The organism is Zoogloea sp. 1C4, from assembly GCF_009469605.1.
Taxonomy (GTDB): domain Bacteria; phylum Pseudomonadota; class Gammaproteobacteria; order Burkholderiales; family Rhodocyclaceae; genus Zoogloea; species Zoogloea oryzae.
Genome location: NZ_SSXU01000009.1, coordinates 74,923 through 91,462 on the forward strand (window position 1 = coordinate 74,923; position 16,540 = coordinate 91,462).

15 protein-coding genes are annotated in these 16,540 nt (G+C 63.7%); 7 read left to right on the forward strand and 8 right to left on the reverse strand.

What is annotated here, in order from left to right:
• Positions 1-11: 11 nt before the first annotated feature.
• The 4 genes from GH681_RS12705 to GH681_RS12720 form a co-directional block, all read right to left on the reverse strand.
• Positions 12-860 carry an ABC transporter substrate-binding protein gene (locus tag GH681_RS12705; protein WP_153161856.1) on the reverse strand — a complete coding sequence of 283 codons (849 nt, stop codon included), beginning with the start codon at positions 858-860 and terminating at the stop codon, positions 12-14.
• 129 nt (positions 861-989) lie between these two features.
• Positions 990-1,817 (reverse strand): fatty acid desaturase, encoded by an 828-nt coding sequence (locus tag GH681_RS12710; protein WP_153161857.1) that lies wholly within the window; start codon positions 1,815-1,817, stop codon positions 990-992.
• A 507-nt stretch (positions 1,818-2,324) separates the two neighbouring features.
• Positions 2,325-2,846, reverse strand: a complete 522-nt coding sequence (locus tag GH681_RS12715; protein WP_153161858.1) for a GNAT family N-acetyltransferase — start codon at positions 2,844-2,846, stop codon at positions 2,325-2,327.
• Entirely contained in the window at positions 2,843-3,124 is a 282-nt protein-coding gene (locus GH681_RS12720) for a DUF1778 domain-containing protein (RefSeq protein ID WP_153161859.1), read from the reverse strand. Before GH681_RS12720 ends, GH681_RS12715 begins: the two co-directional genes overlap by 4 nt.
• On the opposite strand from GH681_RS12720, the gene GH681_RS12725 reads away from it, so the two are divergent.
• The 7 genes from GH681_RS12725 to GH681_RS12750 all read left to right on the forward strand — a co-directional run bounded on the left by GH681_RS12725 (position 3,123) and on the right by GH681_RS12750 (position 11,878).
• Positions 3,123-3,590 (forward strand): hypothetical protein, encoded by a 468-nt coding sequence (locus GH681_RS12725; protein WP_153161860.1) that lies wholly within the window; start codon positions 3,123-3,125, stop codon positions 3,588-3,590. The genes GH681_RS12720 and GH681_RS12725 overlap by 2 nt on opposite strands.
• A 182-nt stretch (positions 3,591-3,772) precedes the next feature.
• Positions 3,773-4,120: a hypothetical protein gene (locus GH681_RS12730; RefSeq protein ID WP_153161861.1), complete on the forward strand. Its 348-nt coding sequence runs from the start codon at positions 3,773-3,775 to the stop codon at positions 4,118-4,120.
• A 360-nt stretch (positions 4,121-4,480) separates the two neighbouring features.
• Positions 4,481-5,428: a DEAD/DEAH box helicase family protein gene (locus GH681_RS23695; RefSeq protein ID WP_228111893.1), complete on the forward strand. Its 948-nt coding sequence runs from the start codon at positions 4,481-4,483 to the stop codon at positions 5,426-5,428.
• A 33-nt stretch (positions 5,429-5,461) separates the two neighbouring features.
• Complete coding sequence (locus GH681_RS23700) at positions 5,462-7,261, forward strand: type I restriction-modification enzyme R subunit C-terminal domain-containing protein (RefSeq protein ID WP_228111894.1); 1,800 nt, start codon at positions 5,462-5,464, stop codon at positions 7,259-7,261.
• Entirely contained in the window at positions 7,258-8,772 is a 1,515-nt protein-coding gene (locus tag GH681_RS12740) for a restriction endonuclease subunit S (RefSeq protein WP_153161862.1), read from the forward strand. Before GH681_RS23700 ends, GH681_RS12740 begins: the two co-directional genes overlap by 4 nt.
• A complete protein-coding gene (locus tag GH681_RS12745; RefSeq protein WP_153161863.1) occupies positions 8,765-10,222 on the forward strand; it encodes an ATP-binding protein in 1,458 nt (485 codons plus the stop codon). Before GH681_RS12740 ends, GH681_RS12745 begins: the two co-directional genes overlap by 8 nt.
• A 132-nt stretch (positions 10,223-10,354) precedes the next feature.
• Positions 10,355-11,878, forward strand: coding sequence for a class I SAM-dependent DNA methyltransferase (locus tag GH681_RS12750; RefSeq protein ID WP_153161864.1), 1,524 nt, complete (start codon positions 10,355-10,357; stop codon positions 11,876-11,878).
• A gap of 410 nt (positions 11,879-12,288) precedes the next feature.
• On the opposite strand, the gene GH681_RS12755 is transcribed toward GH681_RS12750, so the two are convergent.
• From GH681_RS12755 to GH681_RS12770, 4 genes are all read right to left on the reverse strand, one after another.
• Positions 12,289-13,185, reverse strand: a complete 897-nt coding sequence (locus GH681_RS12755; protein WP_013721833.1) for a LysR family transcriptional regulator — start codon at positions 13,183-13,185, stop codon at positions 12,289-12,291.
• Positions 13,186-13,449: 264 nt separating this feature from the next.
• Positions 13,450-14,196 (reverse strand): acetoacetyl-CoA reductase, encoded by a 747-nt coding sequence (gene phbB / locus GH681_RS12760; protein ID WP_059401259.1) that lies wholly within the window; start codon positions 14,194-14,196, stop codon positions 13,450-13,452.
• 10 nt (positions 14,197-14,206) lie between these two features.
• Positions 14,207-14,650 carry a phasin family protein gene (locus tag GH681_RS12765; protein WP_013721835.1) on the reverse strand — a complete coding sequence of 148 codons (444 nt, stop codon included), beginning with the start codon at positions 14,648-14,650 and terminating at the stop codon, positions 14,207-14,209.
• Between the two features lie 108 nt (positions 14,651-14,758).
• The gene (locus GH681_RS12770) at positions 14,759-16,513 is read right to left on the reverse strand and encodes an alpha/beta hydrolase (RefSeq protein WP_153161865.1); all 1,755 of its coding nucleotides are present in this window, start codon (positions 16,511-16,513) and stop codon (positions 14,759-14,761) included.
• Positions 16,514-16,540 lie beyond the last annotated feature (27 nt).

Below are 16,540 nucleotides of genomic sequence, written 5' to 3' on the forward strand. Positions count from 1 at the left end.
TTCGGCCCGGATCAGTGGGTGCGCAGGGTCACGCCGTGGCGCTTGAAGATGGCGGCCACGGTGCCGTCCTTCTGCAGGTCGGCGAGGGCGCTGCTGAGGGCGGTGGCGAGTTCCTCGGAATCGGCCTTCACGGCCATCCCGATGGCCCAGCGTTTGGGGTTGAGTTCGCCCAGCTTGGCTTCTTCCACTGCAAAGCGGGTCTCGCCCACCAGCGCGCCTTCCAGCTCGGCCAGGGGCGCCATCACGGCGGCTACGCTGTCTTCCTTCAGGGCCTTGACGGCCTCGCCGATCGACTTGAAGTGGGTGATGTTGGACCGCAGCCGGCCCTGCAGCGCGCCGCCCAGGAAGGCATCCGCCAGGGTGTCGCCCTCGACGCCGATTTTCTCGCGGGTGAACACCTCCAGCGCCACCGCCGCCGAGCCGCTGGGGGCGGGGATGCGGCTGGCGACCCGCGCCATGCCCATCACCTCCTGCTGGTAGGCACCGAAGATGCGCGCCTGCTCGTTGTCCTTGGCGAACACCGGGTCCACCGGCACGCGCAGCATCACGTCGGCCGGCTCGCCGCGCAGGTAGTGGCCCTTCCAGACCATGTTGCGCAGGTCGTCGCCCATGTCCTCGCCGGCCAGAAAGCCGATGATCTCGGCCTGCAGCCCCATCTTTGCCGCCAGCGCCTGCCCGAGCTCCACGTCGATGCCCTTGCCGGCGTCGGAATAGGGCGGGAAGTTGTTGTACACGGCCACCTTGAGCCGCCCGCGCTTGTGGATGGCGTCCATCTGTTCGTCGGCCTGGGCCGGCAGGTGGGCTGTGAGCAGCAGGGCGGCAAGCGCCAGTATGAGCTGGCGGCGGGGGGCGCGTTTCATGGGTTGTCTCCGGGGAAATGGATGAGGTCTTGTTTTTGCGGATTCTAGGCCCGGCGCGGGGTTCGGGGGGCCTCCCGCCGGGCAACGGGCAAAATCGGCAGGCAGGTCGGGCAAATTGCCCGGGCGCGGTCAGCCTGGCTTCGCCCCGTGCCCTGGGGAAGGCGCCGCCTGGAGGCGAGAGTCGCCCAGCGGAATCGGCCCGGCCAGCTGCGCCAGCACGGCGGGAACCAGCGCGCCGTCGACCGGATGGCCCGCCGCGCAGTGAAACTCGCCCAGCCGCCACCACGGCAGGCCCGGGCGCAGGTGATGGCTGCCGTGCAGGTTGAAGTTGAGGATCAGCCCCCCGAGCACCGGAGGCGCGGCCAGGTTGCGCGCATGCCGGCGCTGGCCGAGGGGTGTGCCGTAGTGAAAGGCGTTATCCAGCAGGCTCACCAGCAGCCCCCGCCCGGCCAGCGCCAGCAAAAGCATCCAGGCGTGGGCGCCGTACAGCGCGAAGGCGAGCGCATGGAGCAGCGCGATCGCCGCGGCATCCGTCCGGTAACGCCGGAAGGTGTCCGGCGCCTGCAGCCGGGCAGCCAGGGCCTCGACGACGTTGTCGTCCCGGGCGAGCGCACGCGCCACACGCCGGATGATCGGGCGCGGCAGCAGCGCCACCAGCCCGCCCGCCACCTCGAAGAGATGGAGCCCGCCCAGCAACCGGAAGTAATAGGCCAGCCGAACCGCCGCCTGCCCCCGCGGCCCCGGCGTGAAGACCTCCGTCCTGTCCCGCTCGTCCCGGCTGAACGCGTGGTGCAGCAGATGCCCCCCGCGCAGCAACTCGTAGGGCGCACCAAACAACACCCCCTGAATCCGCCCCCAGCGCAGGTTTCCCCCCGGATCCGGGTGCAGCACCCCATGCAGCGACTCGTGAATGAGCGCCCACCAGCCATTGGCGACCAACACCCACGGCAACAGCAATCAGCCCCAGGCCGCATCCACCGGCAGCAGGATCAACAGAAACACCGCCAGCGCCCCGTGGAAGAGGCACAGGGCGATGTTGATCCGGTGAGCCTTGAGCGCAGGGCACATGGCAGCGGCCTCCTCGGGTAAGGGCGGAGCAGAACGCGGCGCCCGCTCTGCTTGAGAGCTTTTTCCGTGCCCGGGTGGATGTGCGGGCGTAAAGGCGAGACAGCGGCAGGCGCCGGGGGGGCGGGAGCGCGGTGCCCGGACGGGATGTCAAGGAAAGGCCGGTGGTTGGGGGCTGGCTGGTGAGATCCCGTCGAGCGCAGCGGGAGCGTGCCCCCCGGTGGACTCAGGGCTGGAGCGTGCTTTCGGCGCCAGTGACTGGAGGGGTTTTCAGGGACTGATCGAGCCTGAATTGCCTCGATCGACACCTGACCAGGCAAAAAAATCCAACCTCTTTAGGCTGGCCTTTTTGCTTGCAGATCAACGACCTGCCGGGATCCGATGTGGAGCGGGCGCAGATCAGTGCGTCTCGTTGCCCCTGTTCTGCGACGCCTGCGCGGTTGCGAGCGGAAGAAACAGCGTCAATGGCGTGTCTGGCAGCGGGATGAAGCCGTGGTGTCGGTAGAAGGTGGCAGCCGTGTCATCCTTGGCATCGACTATCAGGGCGTAGGCCGCAATCTCCGATCGGATTGCCCGCTCCAGCGCATCGGCCAGCAGCGCACCGTCGAGTCCCTGCCCAGTGAAGGCTTCATCGACCGCCAGGCGCCCCATGCGAACGGCCGGCACGGTCGGGTAGCGGGGCAGCTTCTTGCCGATTCCAGGGGGCAGGTCGGCCAGCAGCAGGCTTGCCGACGCGAGGGTGTAGTAGCCCGCGATGCGCTGCTCACCGGTCAGCGCAACGAAACACGCCGCGACGCGGCGCCGGATGTCTTGAGTGACTTGCTCTCGCAGATACCGGTCGAGCGCAGCGGAACCGCAGCGGAATTCATCGCGCTCATGGGCGGCATCGAGCGGCGCGACGCGAAAGGGTGCCCCGCTCATTCCGCCTGCAGGAGCTTGCGACGGCGCTCAAAGGCACGGTCCAGGGCCGGCGCGGGCTGGGGCGGTGACAGCAGCGCTTGAGCAAAGCACTCCTGGTCTGCCAGCGAAAGCCGGACGACCTCAGCCTGCTCGATGGCGCGTTGGGCTGCGTCTTGTACGGCGGCAACCACGAAATCGGTCATGGTTCGCCCCTGCAACTCCGCGGCGCGCTTGAGCATCGCGTGAAGGTCGGTGCTGATTCGGGCTTCAAGCCGGGCGGTGGGGTTGACTGTGGGCATGGCGTTGTTTCTCCTTTGGAAAATTATACGGCAGATTGCCGTACGTTTCATCTGTCGGAGCTACTCCCATCCTGTCAGCAGCCATTGTCCAACTCCCGCCGTAGGGGCGTATAGCCTGCAGGCCTTCGGGCTGCACAAGGCCACTACCGAGGCCTACAACGCCCTGACCAAGAAGCGGCGCACCATCAAGGGCGTCGAGCCGACACCGATGCGGCGGATTCAGGAAGCCTTCCTGACCGGGGCCTACTCGACCGGCCTCGCGGACATGCCGCTGATCGACCTCGAGAACCCGCGGGCGAGCCTCGACGTCGAGGACTACCTCTGCCATGTGGCCGGGTATGCCCTCGTCGAATTCGCGCACCCGGACGACACCCGCTTCCCGGTGTTCGCCGTCTCCCGCGGCGGCAGGGGCCTGATCTTTCTGCTACAGGGTACAGCCTACGCGACGGCGGCCGAGATCCGCTGAGGCGTCCTTTACCCGTGGCGCCTGTTTCCCGGTGACACGCTGGTCGATGGCGTGCCGCGCACGCGCCTGTTCGGGCCCTCCGTGAAGGCAGCGCGAGCGCTGCGCACCGAGCAGGAAGCGCTCAAGGGCAAGGACTCGCCGGAGGCGCTGGCGGCAAAAAGCGGGCGCCGTGCAACCCGCGGATGATCGACGTGGCGAGCCGCCAGCGGGGTCACGTCAGCCTCGACACGCGGCCGTGGGCCAGCGTCGAGGAATTCGACTCGGCACGGGCCACCCTCGATGCGTGGCGGGGCAAGCGCTGCCTGAAGACGATGACGGACTGGCGGTCGCTCGACGAGGCGATCCAGCTGGGCCTGATCCGCTCCCGGCTCCGTGCCGAGGGGAAGGCAACGCTCAACGTCCGCGAGGGCATGCCCGCCAGCGATCTGCTGCGCCGGGCCTTCCTACGAGCGTACGCCCATGAAGACCTGGGGCTGACCAGGACCTACAGCTATCCCGCGCTGGCTGACCGATCTGGGGTATCCGACTAAGGTGTCCGACTAAGGTGTCCGAGCCGCGCAGCGCCAAGTCGCAGAAGGTGGTGCTGGGCTGCGTGCAGCGTACCGAGGACGTCATGGCGCTGTTTGAGCGGTTGCAGGCGGAGTTGGGGAGGTTGCCGACAGGGGGAGGGACCGCTTAGGGTTTGAGGATTCGCCTTGGGGGGGCTCGCTCTCGTGGGCGATGTTTGTTGCGGCTTCAAGTTTTGGTGATCGGCACCTGCTGTAGGGGCAAACCGGAACGAATAGCTGCATCTTGCCCGGAATCTTCTGCAATAGAGGTGAAGGCATCCGTCTATCTCCACTAAAATATTCGTCGAACATCAACAAAAAGCGGCGAGCGTAGAAAAAGCGATGACTCCGGAGTCTCTGGCCAGAATCGAGATCGACAGTCGGCTGGAGAAGGCTGGCTGGATCGTGCAGGATCTGAAGAAGCTCGACCTGTCGGCGGGGCTTGGCATCGCAGTACGCGAGTACCCCACCGATACCGGGCCTGCGGATTACGTGTTGTTCGTTGCCCGTGACGCGGTGGGCGTGATCGAAGCCAAGCGGGACAGCGCCGGCGAAAACCTGACTGTCACCGAGGCCCAGACCGAGCGCTACGCCTCCGCCCGGCTCAAGTGGCGCAAGGGCGACGCGCCCTTGCGCTTTCTGTTCGAGGCCACCGGCCAGATCATCCGCTTCACCGACGGCGCCGACCCAGCCCCGAGATCCCGCGAAATCTTCCACTTCTTCAAGCCGGAAACCCTGGCCACCTGGCTGGCGCAGCCGGACACCCTGCGCGCGAGGCTTGCCGGGCAGATGCCACCGCTGCCCGAAGAGAACCTGCGCGACTGCCAGATCAGCGCCGTCACCGGGCTGGAGAGGTCGCTGGCGCGGGGCAAGCCCCGGGCTCTGGTACATATGGCTACCGGCGCGGGCAAGACCTTTACCGCCATCACCTCGGTCTATCGCCTGCTCAAGTTCGGTGGGGCAAAGCGCATTTTGTTTCTGGTGGATACCCGAAACCTCGGCAAGCAGGCCCACCAGGAGTTCATGGCCTACACGCCGCCCGACGATGGCCGCAAGTTCACCGAGCTCTACAACGTGCAGCGCCTCGCCTCGCCCAGCATCGACCCGCATTCGCAGGTGTGCATCAGCACCATCCAGCGCATGTACTCCATCCTTAGCGGCGAACCGATCGACGAATCGGCCGAGGATGTCTCGCTCAACGAAGTCCAGCAAACCGCAAAGCAGGAAAAGCTCGTCCGCTACAACCCGGCCGTACCGGTCGAGACCTTCGAATTCATCATCATCGACTAGTGCCACCGCAGCATCTACAACCTGTGGAAGCAGGTGCTCGACTACTTCGACGCCAGCCTGATCGGCCTTACCGCCACCCCTGACAAGCGCACCTTCGGCTTCTTCAACGAGAACATCGTCGCCGAATACACCTACGAGCAATCCGTCGCCGATGGCGTCAACGTCGGCTATGACGTCTACACCATCGAAACCGAGATCACCCAGAAAGGCGCCGCGCTGAAAGCCCGCGAATGGGTGGACCACCGCGACCGCCAGACCCGCAAGCGTCGCTGGGCCCAGACCGAGGACGACACCGCCTACACCGGCAAGGAGCTCGACAAGTCTGTGGTCAACCCCAGCCAGATCCGCCAGGTGATCCAGGCCATGAAGACCGCCGTCGAGACGCAGATCTTTCCGGCCCGCAAAGAGACGCCCAAGACGCTCATCTTTGCCAAGACCGACAGCCACGCCGACGACATCATCAACATCGTTCGAGAGGTGTATGACCAGGGGAATGCCTTCTGCAAGAAGGTCACCTACCGCGCCGAGGAAGACGCCGACAGCGTGCTCGCCAGCTTCCGCAACGACTACAACCCACGCATCGCCGTGACGGTGGACATGATCGCTACCGGCACCGACGTGAAGCCGCTCGAAGTGCTGCTGTTCATGCGCGACGTGCGCAGCCGGGGCTACTACGAACAGATGAAAGGCCGCGGGGTGCGCAGCCTCGATGGCGACAGCCTCAAGCGCGTCAGCAACAGCGCGGACGGTGCCAAGACCCGCTTCGTGCTGATCGACGCCGTGGGCGTAGAGAAATCCCTCAAGACCGAAAGCCGGCCGCTGGAAAAGAAGCCCGGCGTGCCGCTCAAGGACCTGCTGCAAGGCGTGGCCATGGGCAGCCGCGACGACGACACCGTGCTCTCCCTTGCCAACCGGCTGGTACGCCTTGCCAAGCAGCTCGACGCCAAGGCCCAGGCTCGCATCGAGCAAGCCAGCGGCGGCATTCCGGTGGGTGAACTCGGCAAGCGCCTGATCGCCGCGCTCGACCCGGACGCCGTCGTGCAGGCTGCGCTGGCCACCGCCAGGGCCGCAGGCATCACCCGCACCGAGGACACCCTGCTGCCCGAGGAGATCGAGGCCGCCCGCGCCGAACGCGTGGCCGCCGCCTGCGCGCCCTTCGACAAGCCCGAACTGCGCGACGAGATCGAGAACGCCCGCCGCGAGCGCGAGCAGCTCATCGACCACATCAACACCGATCAGGTGGTCTTCTCGGGCTTTGCCGAGCAAGCCGAGGAAGAGGCCAGGGCCGTGATCCAGGGCTTTGCCGACTACATCAAGCAGCACAAGGACGAGATCGCCGCACTGGATTTCTTCTACCAGCAGCCCTACCAGCGTCGGGCGCTGAGCTTCGAGATGATCGAAGAACTCCACGCCCACCTCGCCCGGCCGCCGTTGATGCTCACCACCGAGCGACTGTGGAGCGCCTACGCCCGCGTGCATGCCAGCCAGGTGAAGGGCTTGAACAGCAAGCGCCAGCTCACCGATCTGGTCTCGCTGCTGCGCTTCGCGCTGGGGCTGGACGGCGAACTCAAGCCCTTCGCCGACGAGGTGGATAAACGCTTCCAGGCCTGGATCTTCCGGCACAATGCGCGCCGCGCCACCGCCTTCACCCCCGAGCAGACCGAATGGCTGCGCCTGATGAAGGACCACATCGCCAGCGCCTGCGCCATCCACCGGGATGACTTCGACTACGCGGAGCTGGCGGACAAGGGCGGGCTGCAGAAAGCCTGGGGGGTGTTCGGCAAGGAGCTGGATACGTTGATGGATGAGATGAATGGGGAGTTGGTGGCGTGAGGGAATTGCCGAGTGGGTGGTGTCAGACGACATTGGATTCAGTTGTCGACGTCTTGGATTTCGAGCGCGAACCCATCAACTCATCCGAACGAGAGAGTCGCGTTAGCGGCAAATCTGAGCGCGACCTCTACCCGTATTACGGTGCAACCGGCCAAGTTGGGCTCATTGATTCTTACAGATCAGAGGGCCAGCGAGTGCTACTCGGTGAAGATGCGGCACCGTTTCTTGACCCGGTGAAAGACAAGGCCTACCTAGCGAACGGGCGCTTCTGGGTCAACAACCACGCCCATGTTCTTGCCGGAGCGGGCGGCTTAATTGACAACCGGTTTCTTTGCCACCAACTCAATGTCGTCGACTATCGCCCGTTCGTTACGGGCTCAACTCGATTGAAGCTCACGAGCGCAGCTATGCGGCAATTGCCTTTGTTCGTTGCCCCAGTCGGCGAACAAACCCGTATCGTCGCTAAACTCGAAGAACTGTTATCCGACCTCGACGCCGGCGTGGCCGAGCTCAAGGCGGCGCAGAAGAAACTCGCGCAGTACCGTCAATCCCTGCTGAAAGCCGCCGTGTCCGGCGACCTCACCGCCGAATGGCGTCAGCGGAATCGCCCCACTGAGACCGGCGCGCAGCTGCTGGAGCGCATCCTCGCCGAGCGCCGCGCCCGCTGGGAAGCCGGGCAGCTCGCGAAGTTCGAGGCGCAAGGCAAGACCCCGCCAAAGGATTGGCAGAAGAAATACCCCGAGCCGGTGCAGTCGGATACCGCTGAGCTGCCGGAATTGCCGGAGGGGTGGGCGTGGGCGCGAATTGAGCAAATGGGAGCGGTGCAGCTTGGTCGCCAGAGGGCTCCACAGTTTCATACCGGCCCAAATATGGTGCCTTATCTGCGAGTGGCGAACGTCTTTGAGGAGCGTATCGATGTCTCGGATGTTATGGAGATGCACTTTTCCGAGGAGGACGAAGCAGCATTCAAGCTTGCTGCCGGAGATGTCTTGCTGAATGAAGGGCAAAGTCTGGAGTGGGTCGGGCGTCCTGCCATCTTCCGCGGCGAGCTTCCACGAGCATGCTTCACAAACACACTGGTTCGATTCCGAGCGGAGAGCGGTGTATTGGCCGAGTACGCGCTTGCTGTTTTCTTGCATTACATGCACTCGGGCAAGTTCCGCAAGATTGCCAAGATCACGACAAATATTGCGCATCTGGGTGCTGGCCGATTTGGCACGTTGGAGTTTCCCTTGCCGTCAGTCGAAGAGCAGTTGGAGATCGTCCGTGTATTACGGGAATTGACAGATGAGGCTCAACGGCAGGGGGCTGCGATAGCGCTCGCCCTAAAGCAATCCTCCACCCAACTCCAGAACATCCTCCGCGCTGCCTTCTCCGGCCAGCTTGTGCCGCAGGACCCCAACGACGAACCCGCCAGCGCGCTGCTCGAACGCATCCGCGACCAGCGGGGCGCACAAGCCGGTGCGAAGAAACCCCGCGGACGCAAGGCGAAAGAAACCTCCCATGCGTGACGAACAGTATTGGGCCAGCCTGGCTCACGAACTGTGTTCCCTGCCACGCGAAACGGGCTGGCTGGAGTTCAAGCACAACAATGCGGAGCCGCAGGAGATAGGCGAGTACATCTCGGCGCTGGCCAACACCGCGGCATTGGAGGGCAAGGCCCATGCCTATCTGCTCTGGGGCGTGGATGATGCGACGCATCAGGCGATCGGCACGACTTTCGACCCTGCTTGCAAACGTATCGGCAACGAAGAACTGGAGAGCTGGCTGCTGCGTCAGCTGGCCCCGAAAATTGGCTTTCACTTTGTCCGGCTGGAACTGGATGGATTGCCGTTGGTGCTGCTGGAGATTGATTGCGCGTACCGACACCCCGTGCAGTTCGGCGGGGCCGAGTTCATCCGCATCGGTTCCTACAAGAAGCGCCTGAAAGACTTCCAGGAAAAAGAACGTGAGCTCTGGCGCGTGCTCGATGCCACGCCCTTCGAGCGCTTGCCGGCCGTCGAAAAGCTGAGCGCGGATGAGGTGCTGAAGCGGCTGGATTACCCGGGCTACTTTGACCTGATTGACCGCCCCTTGCCTGATGGCCGGGCTGCCATTCTGGATGCCCTTGCCGCCGACCGGTTGATCGAGCCCGCTGGTGGTGGCTACTGGAATGTGATGAATCTCGGCGCAATCCTGCTGGCCAAGCAGTTGTCGGATTTCGGGCGACTTCAGCGCAAGGCCGTGCGTGTGATTGTTTACAAGGGTAAAGGCCGCGTGGAGACCTTGCGGGAGCAGACGGGCACCAAAGGCTATGCGGCTGGATTCGAGGGGCTGATCGGCTTCATCAATGGACTTCTTCCGGTCAATGAGGTGATCGGGCAAGCGCTACGCAAGGCGGTTCCGGTGTATCCGGAGCTGGCAATTCGGGAGCTGGTTGCCAATGCACTGATCCATCAGGATTTCTCCATCACTGGCAGCGGTCCCATGGTGGAGATCTTTGATGACCGGATGGAGATCACCAACCCGGGCCTGCCTCTGGTGGACACCGCCCGGATGCTGGATAGTCCGCCGCGCTCCCGCAATGAGGCACTGGCTTCGCTGATGCGGCGCATGGGCATCTGTGAAGAGCGTGGCAGCGGTGTGGACAAGGTGGTGTCCCAGGCGGAGTTTTACCAGCTGCCTGCACCGGCCTTCGAAGTGGTGGGCGACTCGACCCGCAGCACCTTGTTCGCACCTCGCAGCCTGACGCAGATGGATCAGGCGGATCGTGTCCGCGCCGTGTATCTGCACGCCTGCCTGCGATATGTGCAGCGGGAATTCATGACCAATAGCTCCCTGCGGGAACGCTTCGGCATCGATACGAAGAACAGCGCCACCGCCTCTCGCCTCATCAAGGAGGCTTTAGGTGCGGGAATGGTCCGTCTGCACGACCCCGACGCGGCTCCCAAGCTTAGGCGTTACGTGCCGAGTTGGGCGTGATTTACTTGATGGGTACTTGACGGAACGCCCGGCACTTGTCGTCCGAGAAAATAAACCCATTAAAAAACAAAGCGGTGCGAAGAGAACGCTACTTGATGGGTATTTGATGCCCGCCGCCACGGAACGCTGAAGATGAACACCTCCTCCCTCATCCAGAAAGTCTGGAACTTCTGCCACACCCTGCGCGACGACGGGGTGGGCTATGGCGACTATCTGGAGCAGCTCACCTACCTGCTGTTCCTCAAGCTCGCCCATGAATACGCGCAGGAACCCTACAAGCGCGACACCCGCATCCCCGCGGGCTACGACTGGGCGAGCCTGCGCGGCAAGACCGGCGAGCCGCTGGAGGCCCACTATCTGGCGATCCTGCACAAGCTGGGCTCGGAGTCGGGCATGCTGGGTGCGATCTTCTTCAAGGCTCAGAACAAGATCCAGGACCCGGCCAAGCTCGCACGCCTGGTGCAGATGATCGATGCCGAAAACTGGATAGGGCTGGATGCCGACACCAAGGGCGACCTCTACGAGGGCCTGCTGCAGAAGAACGCGGAAGACACCAAGAGCGGCGCCGGGCAGTACTTCACGCCCCGGGCGATCATCCAGGCGATGGTGGCCTGCGTCCGCCCCCAGCCGGAAAAGACCATTGCCGACCCGGCCTGCGGCACGGGTGGGTTCTTCCTGACGGCCAACGAGTGGCTGTCGGGTTCCGGGCAGTGGTTGAAGGATCACGCCGAGTGGCTGCGCCGGGACCTGCTGAAGCTCAACCCAAGGCAGGCGCGCTTCCTGCGTGACAAGACCTTCCACGGTAACGAGATCGTGCCCAACACGCGCCGCCTGTGCCTGATGAACCTGTTTCTGCACAACATCGGTGAACTGGACGGTGAACCTTCGGTGGAGCGCGCGGATGCGCTGATCGCCGAGCCGAAGATCAGGGTGGATTACGTGCTGGCAAACCCGCCCTTCGGCAAGAAGAGCAGCATGACCATCACCAACGAGGAGGGCGAGGAAGATCGCGATGCGCTCACCTATGAGCGGCAGGACTTCTGGCAGACCACGTCCAACAAGCAGCTCAACTTTCTGCAGCACATCGTCAGCATGCTCAAGGTGGATGGCAAGGCCGCGGTGGTGTTGCCTGACAACGTGCTCTTCGAAGGCGGCGCCGGCGAGAAGATCCGCCGCAAGCTGCTGGAGAACTGCGATGTGCACACCATTCTGCGGCTGCCTACCGGCATCTTCTACGCCCAGGGCGTGAAGGCCAACGTGGTGTTCTTCGACAACGCGCCAAAGGATGGGCGGGTGCATACGAAAGGTGTGTGGTTCTACGACCTGCGCACGAACAAGCACTTCACCCTCAAGACCCGCCAGTTGAGGCTCGACGACCTGAAGGATTTCGTTGTCTGCTACAACCCCGAAAACCGGCATGCGCGCAAGGAAACCGAGCGCTTCAAGTTCTTTACCTACGACGAACTGATCGCCCGCGATAAGGCGAGCCTGGACATCTTCTGGCTGAAGGATGACAGCCTGGAAAACCTGGACGACCTGCCACCTCCGGATGTGTTGCAGCAGGAGATCATCGAGCACCTGGAGGCTGCGCTGGCTGCATTTCGTGATGTGGCATCCGGGCTACCTGGCTTTACGCGGACTGACGGCGGGAAGTGAATACTGTGGTGCGCCAGCGATCGGTCTTGATGTGACCTGACCGAGCCCTACCCACCTCCGACCAGGAATCGACCAGACAGCAAAAGGCCAACCTCTTCAGGTTGGCTTTTTGCTTGCAGATCAATGACCTGCCGGAATCCGATGTGGAGCGGGCGATGGGAACAGCACCCGGTCGCTAACTCGTTTATTACGAACGTTTTTTCCGATCCAAGCGTCACGGAATGGACTCGATTGTGGACTCAAGTCTTCGGCCTGGTCAACGCAGGCCGTTGCGGGTGATCCAAAGCGAGCCAAGCACATCCATCAACAGCCAGAGCATCGGATTTCATACCGAAGTCTATCTGTCCACTGGCACATCACGCCACAGGCCGCTACGGACAGGTGAGCTGCGTCCTCAAAGGATTGACTCATCATCGACAGGCGCGGTCCCGCCCGCCTTTCGCCCGCTCGATGAACCGCTTCATGGGCTCCGAGGGTTCGCCCCGGCGGCGCAGCAGGTAGGTAGAGAGCACCGGTGGGCTGCCGGCCAAGGGACGAATGGAGATGTCCGGGCGCTGTAGCGTCTGCACCTGCGAGGCGATGGCGAAGCCGATGCCGTAGCCGGCACCGACCAGGGTCAGCATCACGCCCAGGCTGGTCACTTCATCGACCAGCTTGAGCGGCGTGCCTGCGTCCTGCAGCAGCGCTTGAATCTGATGGCGGCAGCCCGATCCCGATTCGGGATGGCACAGAACCAGCGGGAACTTCAGGGCTTCGGCCAGCGGCACCTGCACGTGTGCCAGCAAGGGGTGGCGTGCGGGCACGATCACCGACAGCGGATCGGTCCACACCGGCTCGGCGACGAGGCCATCATGTACCGCGTTTGACAACGCAAAGCCGATGTCCAGCAGATCGTCGTGCAGCGTCTTGAGCTGCTGCGCGAACGGCAGCTCGAAGACGCGAATCTCCATCTCGGGCTCCTCCTCGCGGCTGCGTGCCAGCAAGGTGGCGATGCGGGGCTGCGCCAGGCCGTCGCAGATCGCGATGCGCAGATGGCCCTGGTAGCCCTGTGCCGCCGCCTTGGCACTCTTGACTGCCTGCTCCACGGTGGCCATCACGCGTCGGCATTCGCCTAGGAACACCTGGCCGGCCCAGGTCAGCCGCGTCAGGCGGGTGCTGCGGTCGAACAACTGCACGCCAAGCTGGCTTTCCAGGTCGCGCATTGCTCGCGATACGGGAGATTGCTCGATCCCGAGACGCTCGGCCGCGCGGGCGAGATGCAGCTCTTCCGCGACTGCAACGAAATAGCGTAGCAATCTAGGCTCCAAGGCAGCCTCCCATCGGCCCTTTCCACCAGGTCTTGGTACGAGCCAGCCACCAAGCGATGGGGATGTCAATCAGGATCAGGGTGACGACGCCTGCTAAACGTGCGGTCAACCGGAGGACTTGCAGATCACTATCCGTCAGCACGCAAACACCCTCGTGTCAATGCGCATGCTTCGTGTCCGAGCACCCGAGTGTGTAAAGGATGCTCTTCGGTGAACTGCCCAAGCGAATGGTCCAGACTTTCATGCCGCAGGCCCCTCGACTACTCAATACATATGCTGGCCGCCGTTCATCGCCACGTTGCTGCCGGTCATAAAGGCGGCGGCTTCGCTGGCGATGAAGGCGACAAGTGCCGCAATCTCGTCCGGCTGGCCCAGACGGCCAACCGGAATCGCATCGATGATCTTCTGGCGCATGTCCTCCCGCACCGCCATCACCATCTCGGTGGCCAGATAACCCGGCGACACGGTGTTGACCGTCACACCCTTGCGCGCGACCTCCTGCGCCAGCGCCTTCGTGAACCCGTGCACGCCGGCTTTGGCCGCCGAATAATTGGTCTGCCCGAACTGGCCCTTGCTGCCGTTGATCGACGAGATGTTGACGATGCGACCCCAGCCGCGCTCGACCATCGGATCAATGAACGGCTTGGTGACGTTGAACATGGAGTCCAGGTTGGTGTGCAGTACGGCATCCCAACCGGCCTTGTCGAGCTTGCGCAGCGTTGCATCGCGGGTGATGCCGGCGTTGTTCACCAGGATGTCGATCCGATGACCGTCGGCGTGGATGCGCCGCGCCAGTTCCTGCGTTGATTCGTAGTCGGATACATCCACCCAGTAGGCAGCAAAGGTGTAGCCCTGTGTCGCTTGCGCTTGCTGCCACTGGCCAATCGTGGTGTTGCCGGGGGTATGCGTGACGATCACGCGGTGGCCGGCATCGTGCAGGGCACGGGCGATCGCAGCGCCCAACCCCCGGTTGCCTCCCGTCACCAGCGCCGTCCGTTGCGTCGTATTCATTGCCGTCCCCTCATTTCTTGGTCTTGCCCTGGGGTACGGCGCTTGGGGCGGTCCAGGGCTGCGTCCAGCGCTGGCAAAGCTGCGTGAAAGAGGCTGCGTCGCCACTCGCGCCGAATGCCTCGGAGACAGACTCCTGCCAAGTCGTGAGCGCCTGGCGCAGTCCATTGGCAAAGGCCGTCTGGCTCTTGGCTGCTACTTGCCCGACCGCTTGGGCATCGCCCATGCGGCCTTGGCACAGACGCCAGAACACCTCGGACGGCAAGGTCGCGAGCGCTTGCCAGTCGGCCGCCTGTTGGAGGCCCTGGATGCGCGAGGTGGTCTCCAGCACGCTGCCAGCGCTGAGCTGTTGCATGACTTCGAGCCAGTGATGGCTGCTCTCCTGCAGCAAGCGCGTGATCTGCAGTTGCAGCTCGGCATTGGCTTTGTAGAGATGGATTGGCAGTTCGTTGCTCATTGCAGTGCCCTTCGGTCATGGTGGGCCCCCTTCGGGGCGGGTGTAGGCCATCCCTAGCGATGTCCCTGTTGAAATGGTCTTGTCTTGTCTCGGCTTCGGCGCGTCGTATCAGCGCATTGCCACATAGGTTCCCGGTGCATCACCAAGCGGGACCTGCGTGCCGCCCATGGCGGGCGGCGATACCCGCTCGGTCGAATGTCGTGCCAGCCACTGCTGCCAGGCTGGCCACCAGGAGCCCTCATTCAGAGGGGTTTCGGTACGCCACGTTTGCGGATCGACGTAGCGAGCGCCGACGCTGCGGGTCGCAATCTGGTAGCTGCGCCGGGGGTGCCCCGGCTCGCTGACCACGCCGGCGTTGTGCCCGCCGCTGGTCAGTACGAAGGTCAGCTCTGCATCACTGAGCAGATGCATCTTGTACACGGATGGCCAGGGGGCAACGTGGTCGCGCACCGTGCCGACGATGAGCATCGGCACTTCGATGTCGGCGATCGCCACCGGCCGTCCGCCGACCCGGTAGCGTCCCTCGGCCAGATCGTTGTTCAGATACAAACGCCGCAGGTACTCGCTGTGCATGCGATACGGCATGCGCGTCACGTCGGCATTCCATGCCATCAGGTCATTGAACTCCTGCCGTTCGCCCAGCAGGTACTCGCGCACGCGGCGCGACCAGATCAGGTCGCGCGAGTTGAGCATCTGGAAAGAGGCGGCCATCTGCTTGCCGTCGAGATAGCCCTTGTCCCACATCCCGGCTTCCAGCCAGGCGAGTTGACTGTCGTCGATGAAAAGCGCGATTTCGCCCGACTCGCGGAAGTCGGTCTCCGACGCCAGCAGCGTCAAACTGCGCAGCCGTTCGTCGCCATCGCGCGCCATCGCGGCTGCGGCGATCGTCAGCAAGGTGCCGCCCAGGCAATAGCCAACCGCCTGCACCTTGCGCTCGGGCACGATGGCCGTGACCGCGTCCAGTGCATCCATGACCCCCAGCCACCGGTAATCCTCGAGGCCGAGGTCGCGATCGGCCGCGGTCGGGTTCTTCCAGGAAAGGATGAACACCGTATGCCCCTGGTCGACCAGGTACTTCACCATCGAGTTGTGCGGTGACAGGTCGAGGATGTAGTACTTCATGATCCAGGAAGGCACGATCAACACCGGCTCGGCATACACATCGGGCGTCGTCGGCGTGTACTGGATCAGTTCGATGAGGTGGTTTCGGAGCACCACCTTTCCTGGCGTGACCGCCACGTCCTGGCCGACCTTGAAGCCTTCGACCCCGGCCGGTTCATCGTCAAGCGCAAGACGCTGTGCATCGTCGAGGAAGTTCATCGCGCCGCGCCACAGGTTGACGCCGCCGCTGGTTTTGATGGCTTCCAGCACTTCCGGGTTGGTCCAGACGAAATTCGATGGCGACCACATGTCCAACCACTGCCGCCCGGCGAAAGTGACCATGTTCTCGTGATGGCGCGACACGCCGCGCACGCCGGTCGTGGCGTTGTGCCACCACTGCTGCTGCAGCAAGAAGCCCTGGTGGATCACGTTGAACGGCCATTGCTGCCAGGCCGGCGCCTCGAAGCGCCGATCCTGTTCCAACGGCTCAATGCACGTGGGGCAGCCGTGGGCACTTGCAGCGTGCGCGACGTAACGCGCCAAGCGTCGCTGCTTGTGCAACCCCTTGTCGATCAGGCTGCGCTGCTTGCCCGGTGAAAGGCTCAGGTGCAGCGCCCAGTCGTACCAAGCCAGCAAACCCGCCGCCGGCGACAACCCGCCAGTGCCGCGTGCCCGGCACGCGTTCGCAAGCGTATCCAGGACATCGGGGTGACAGACGGACGGTGCCGGCGCGGGCTTGTCAGGTATGGCAAGGGTGTTCATCTCTGATCTTCCGATGTTGTAAGTAAC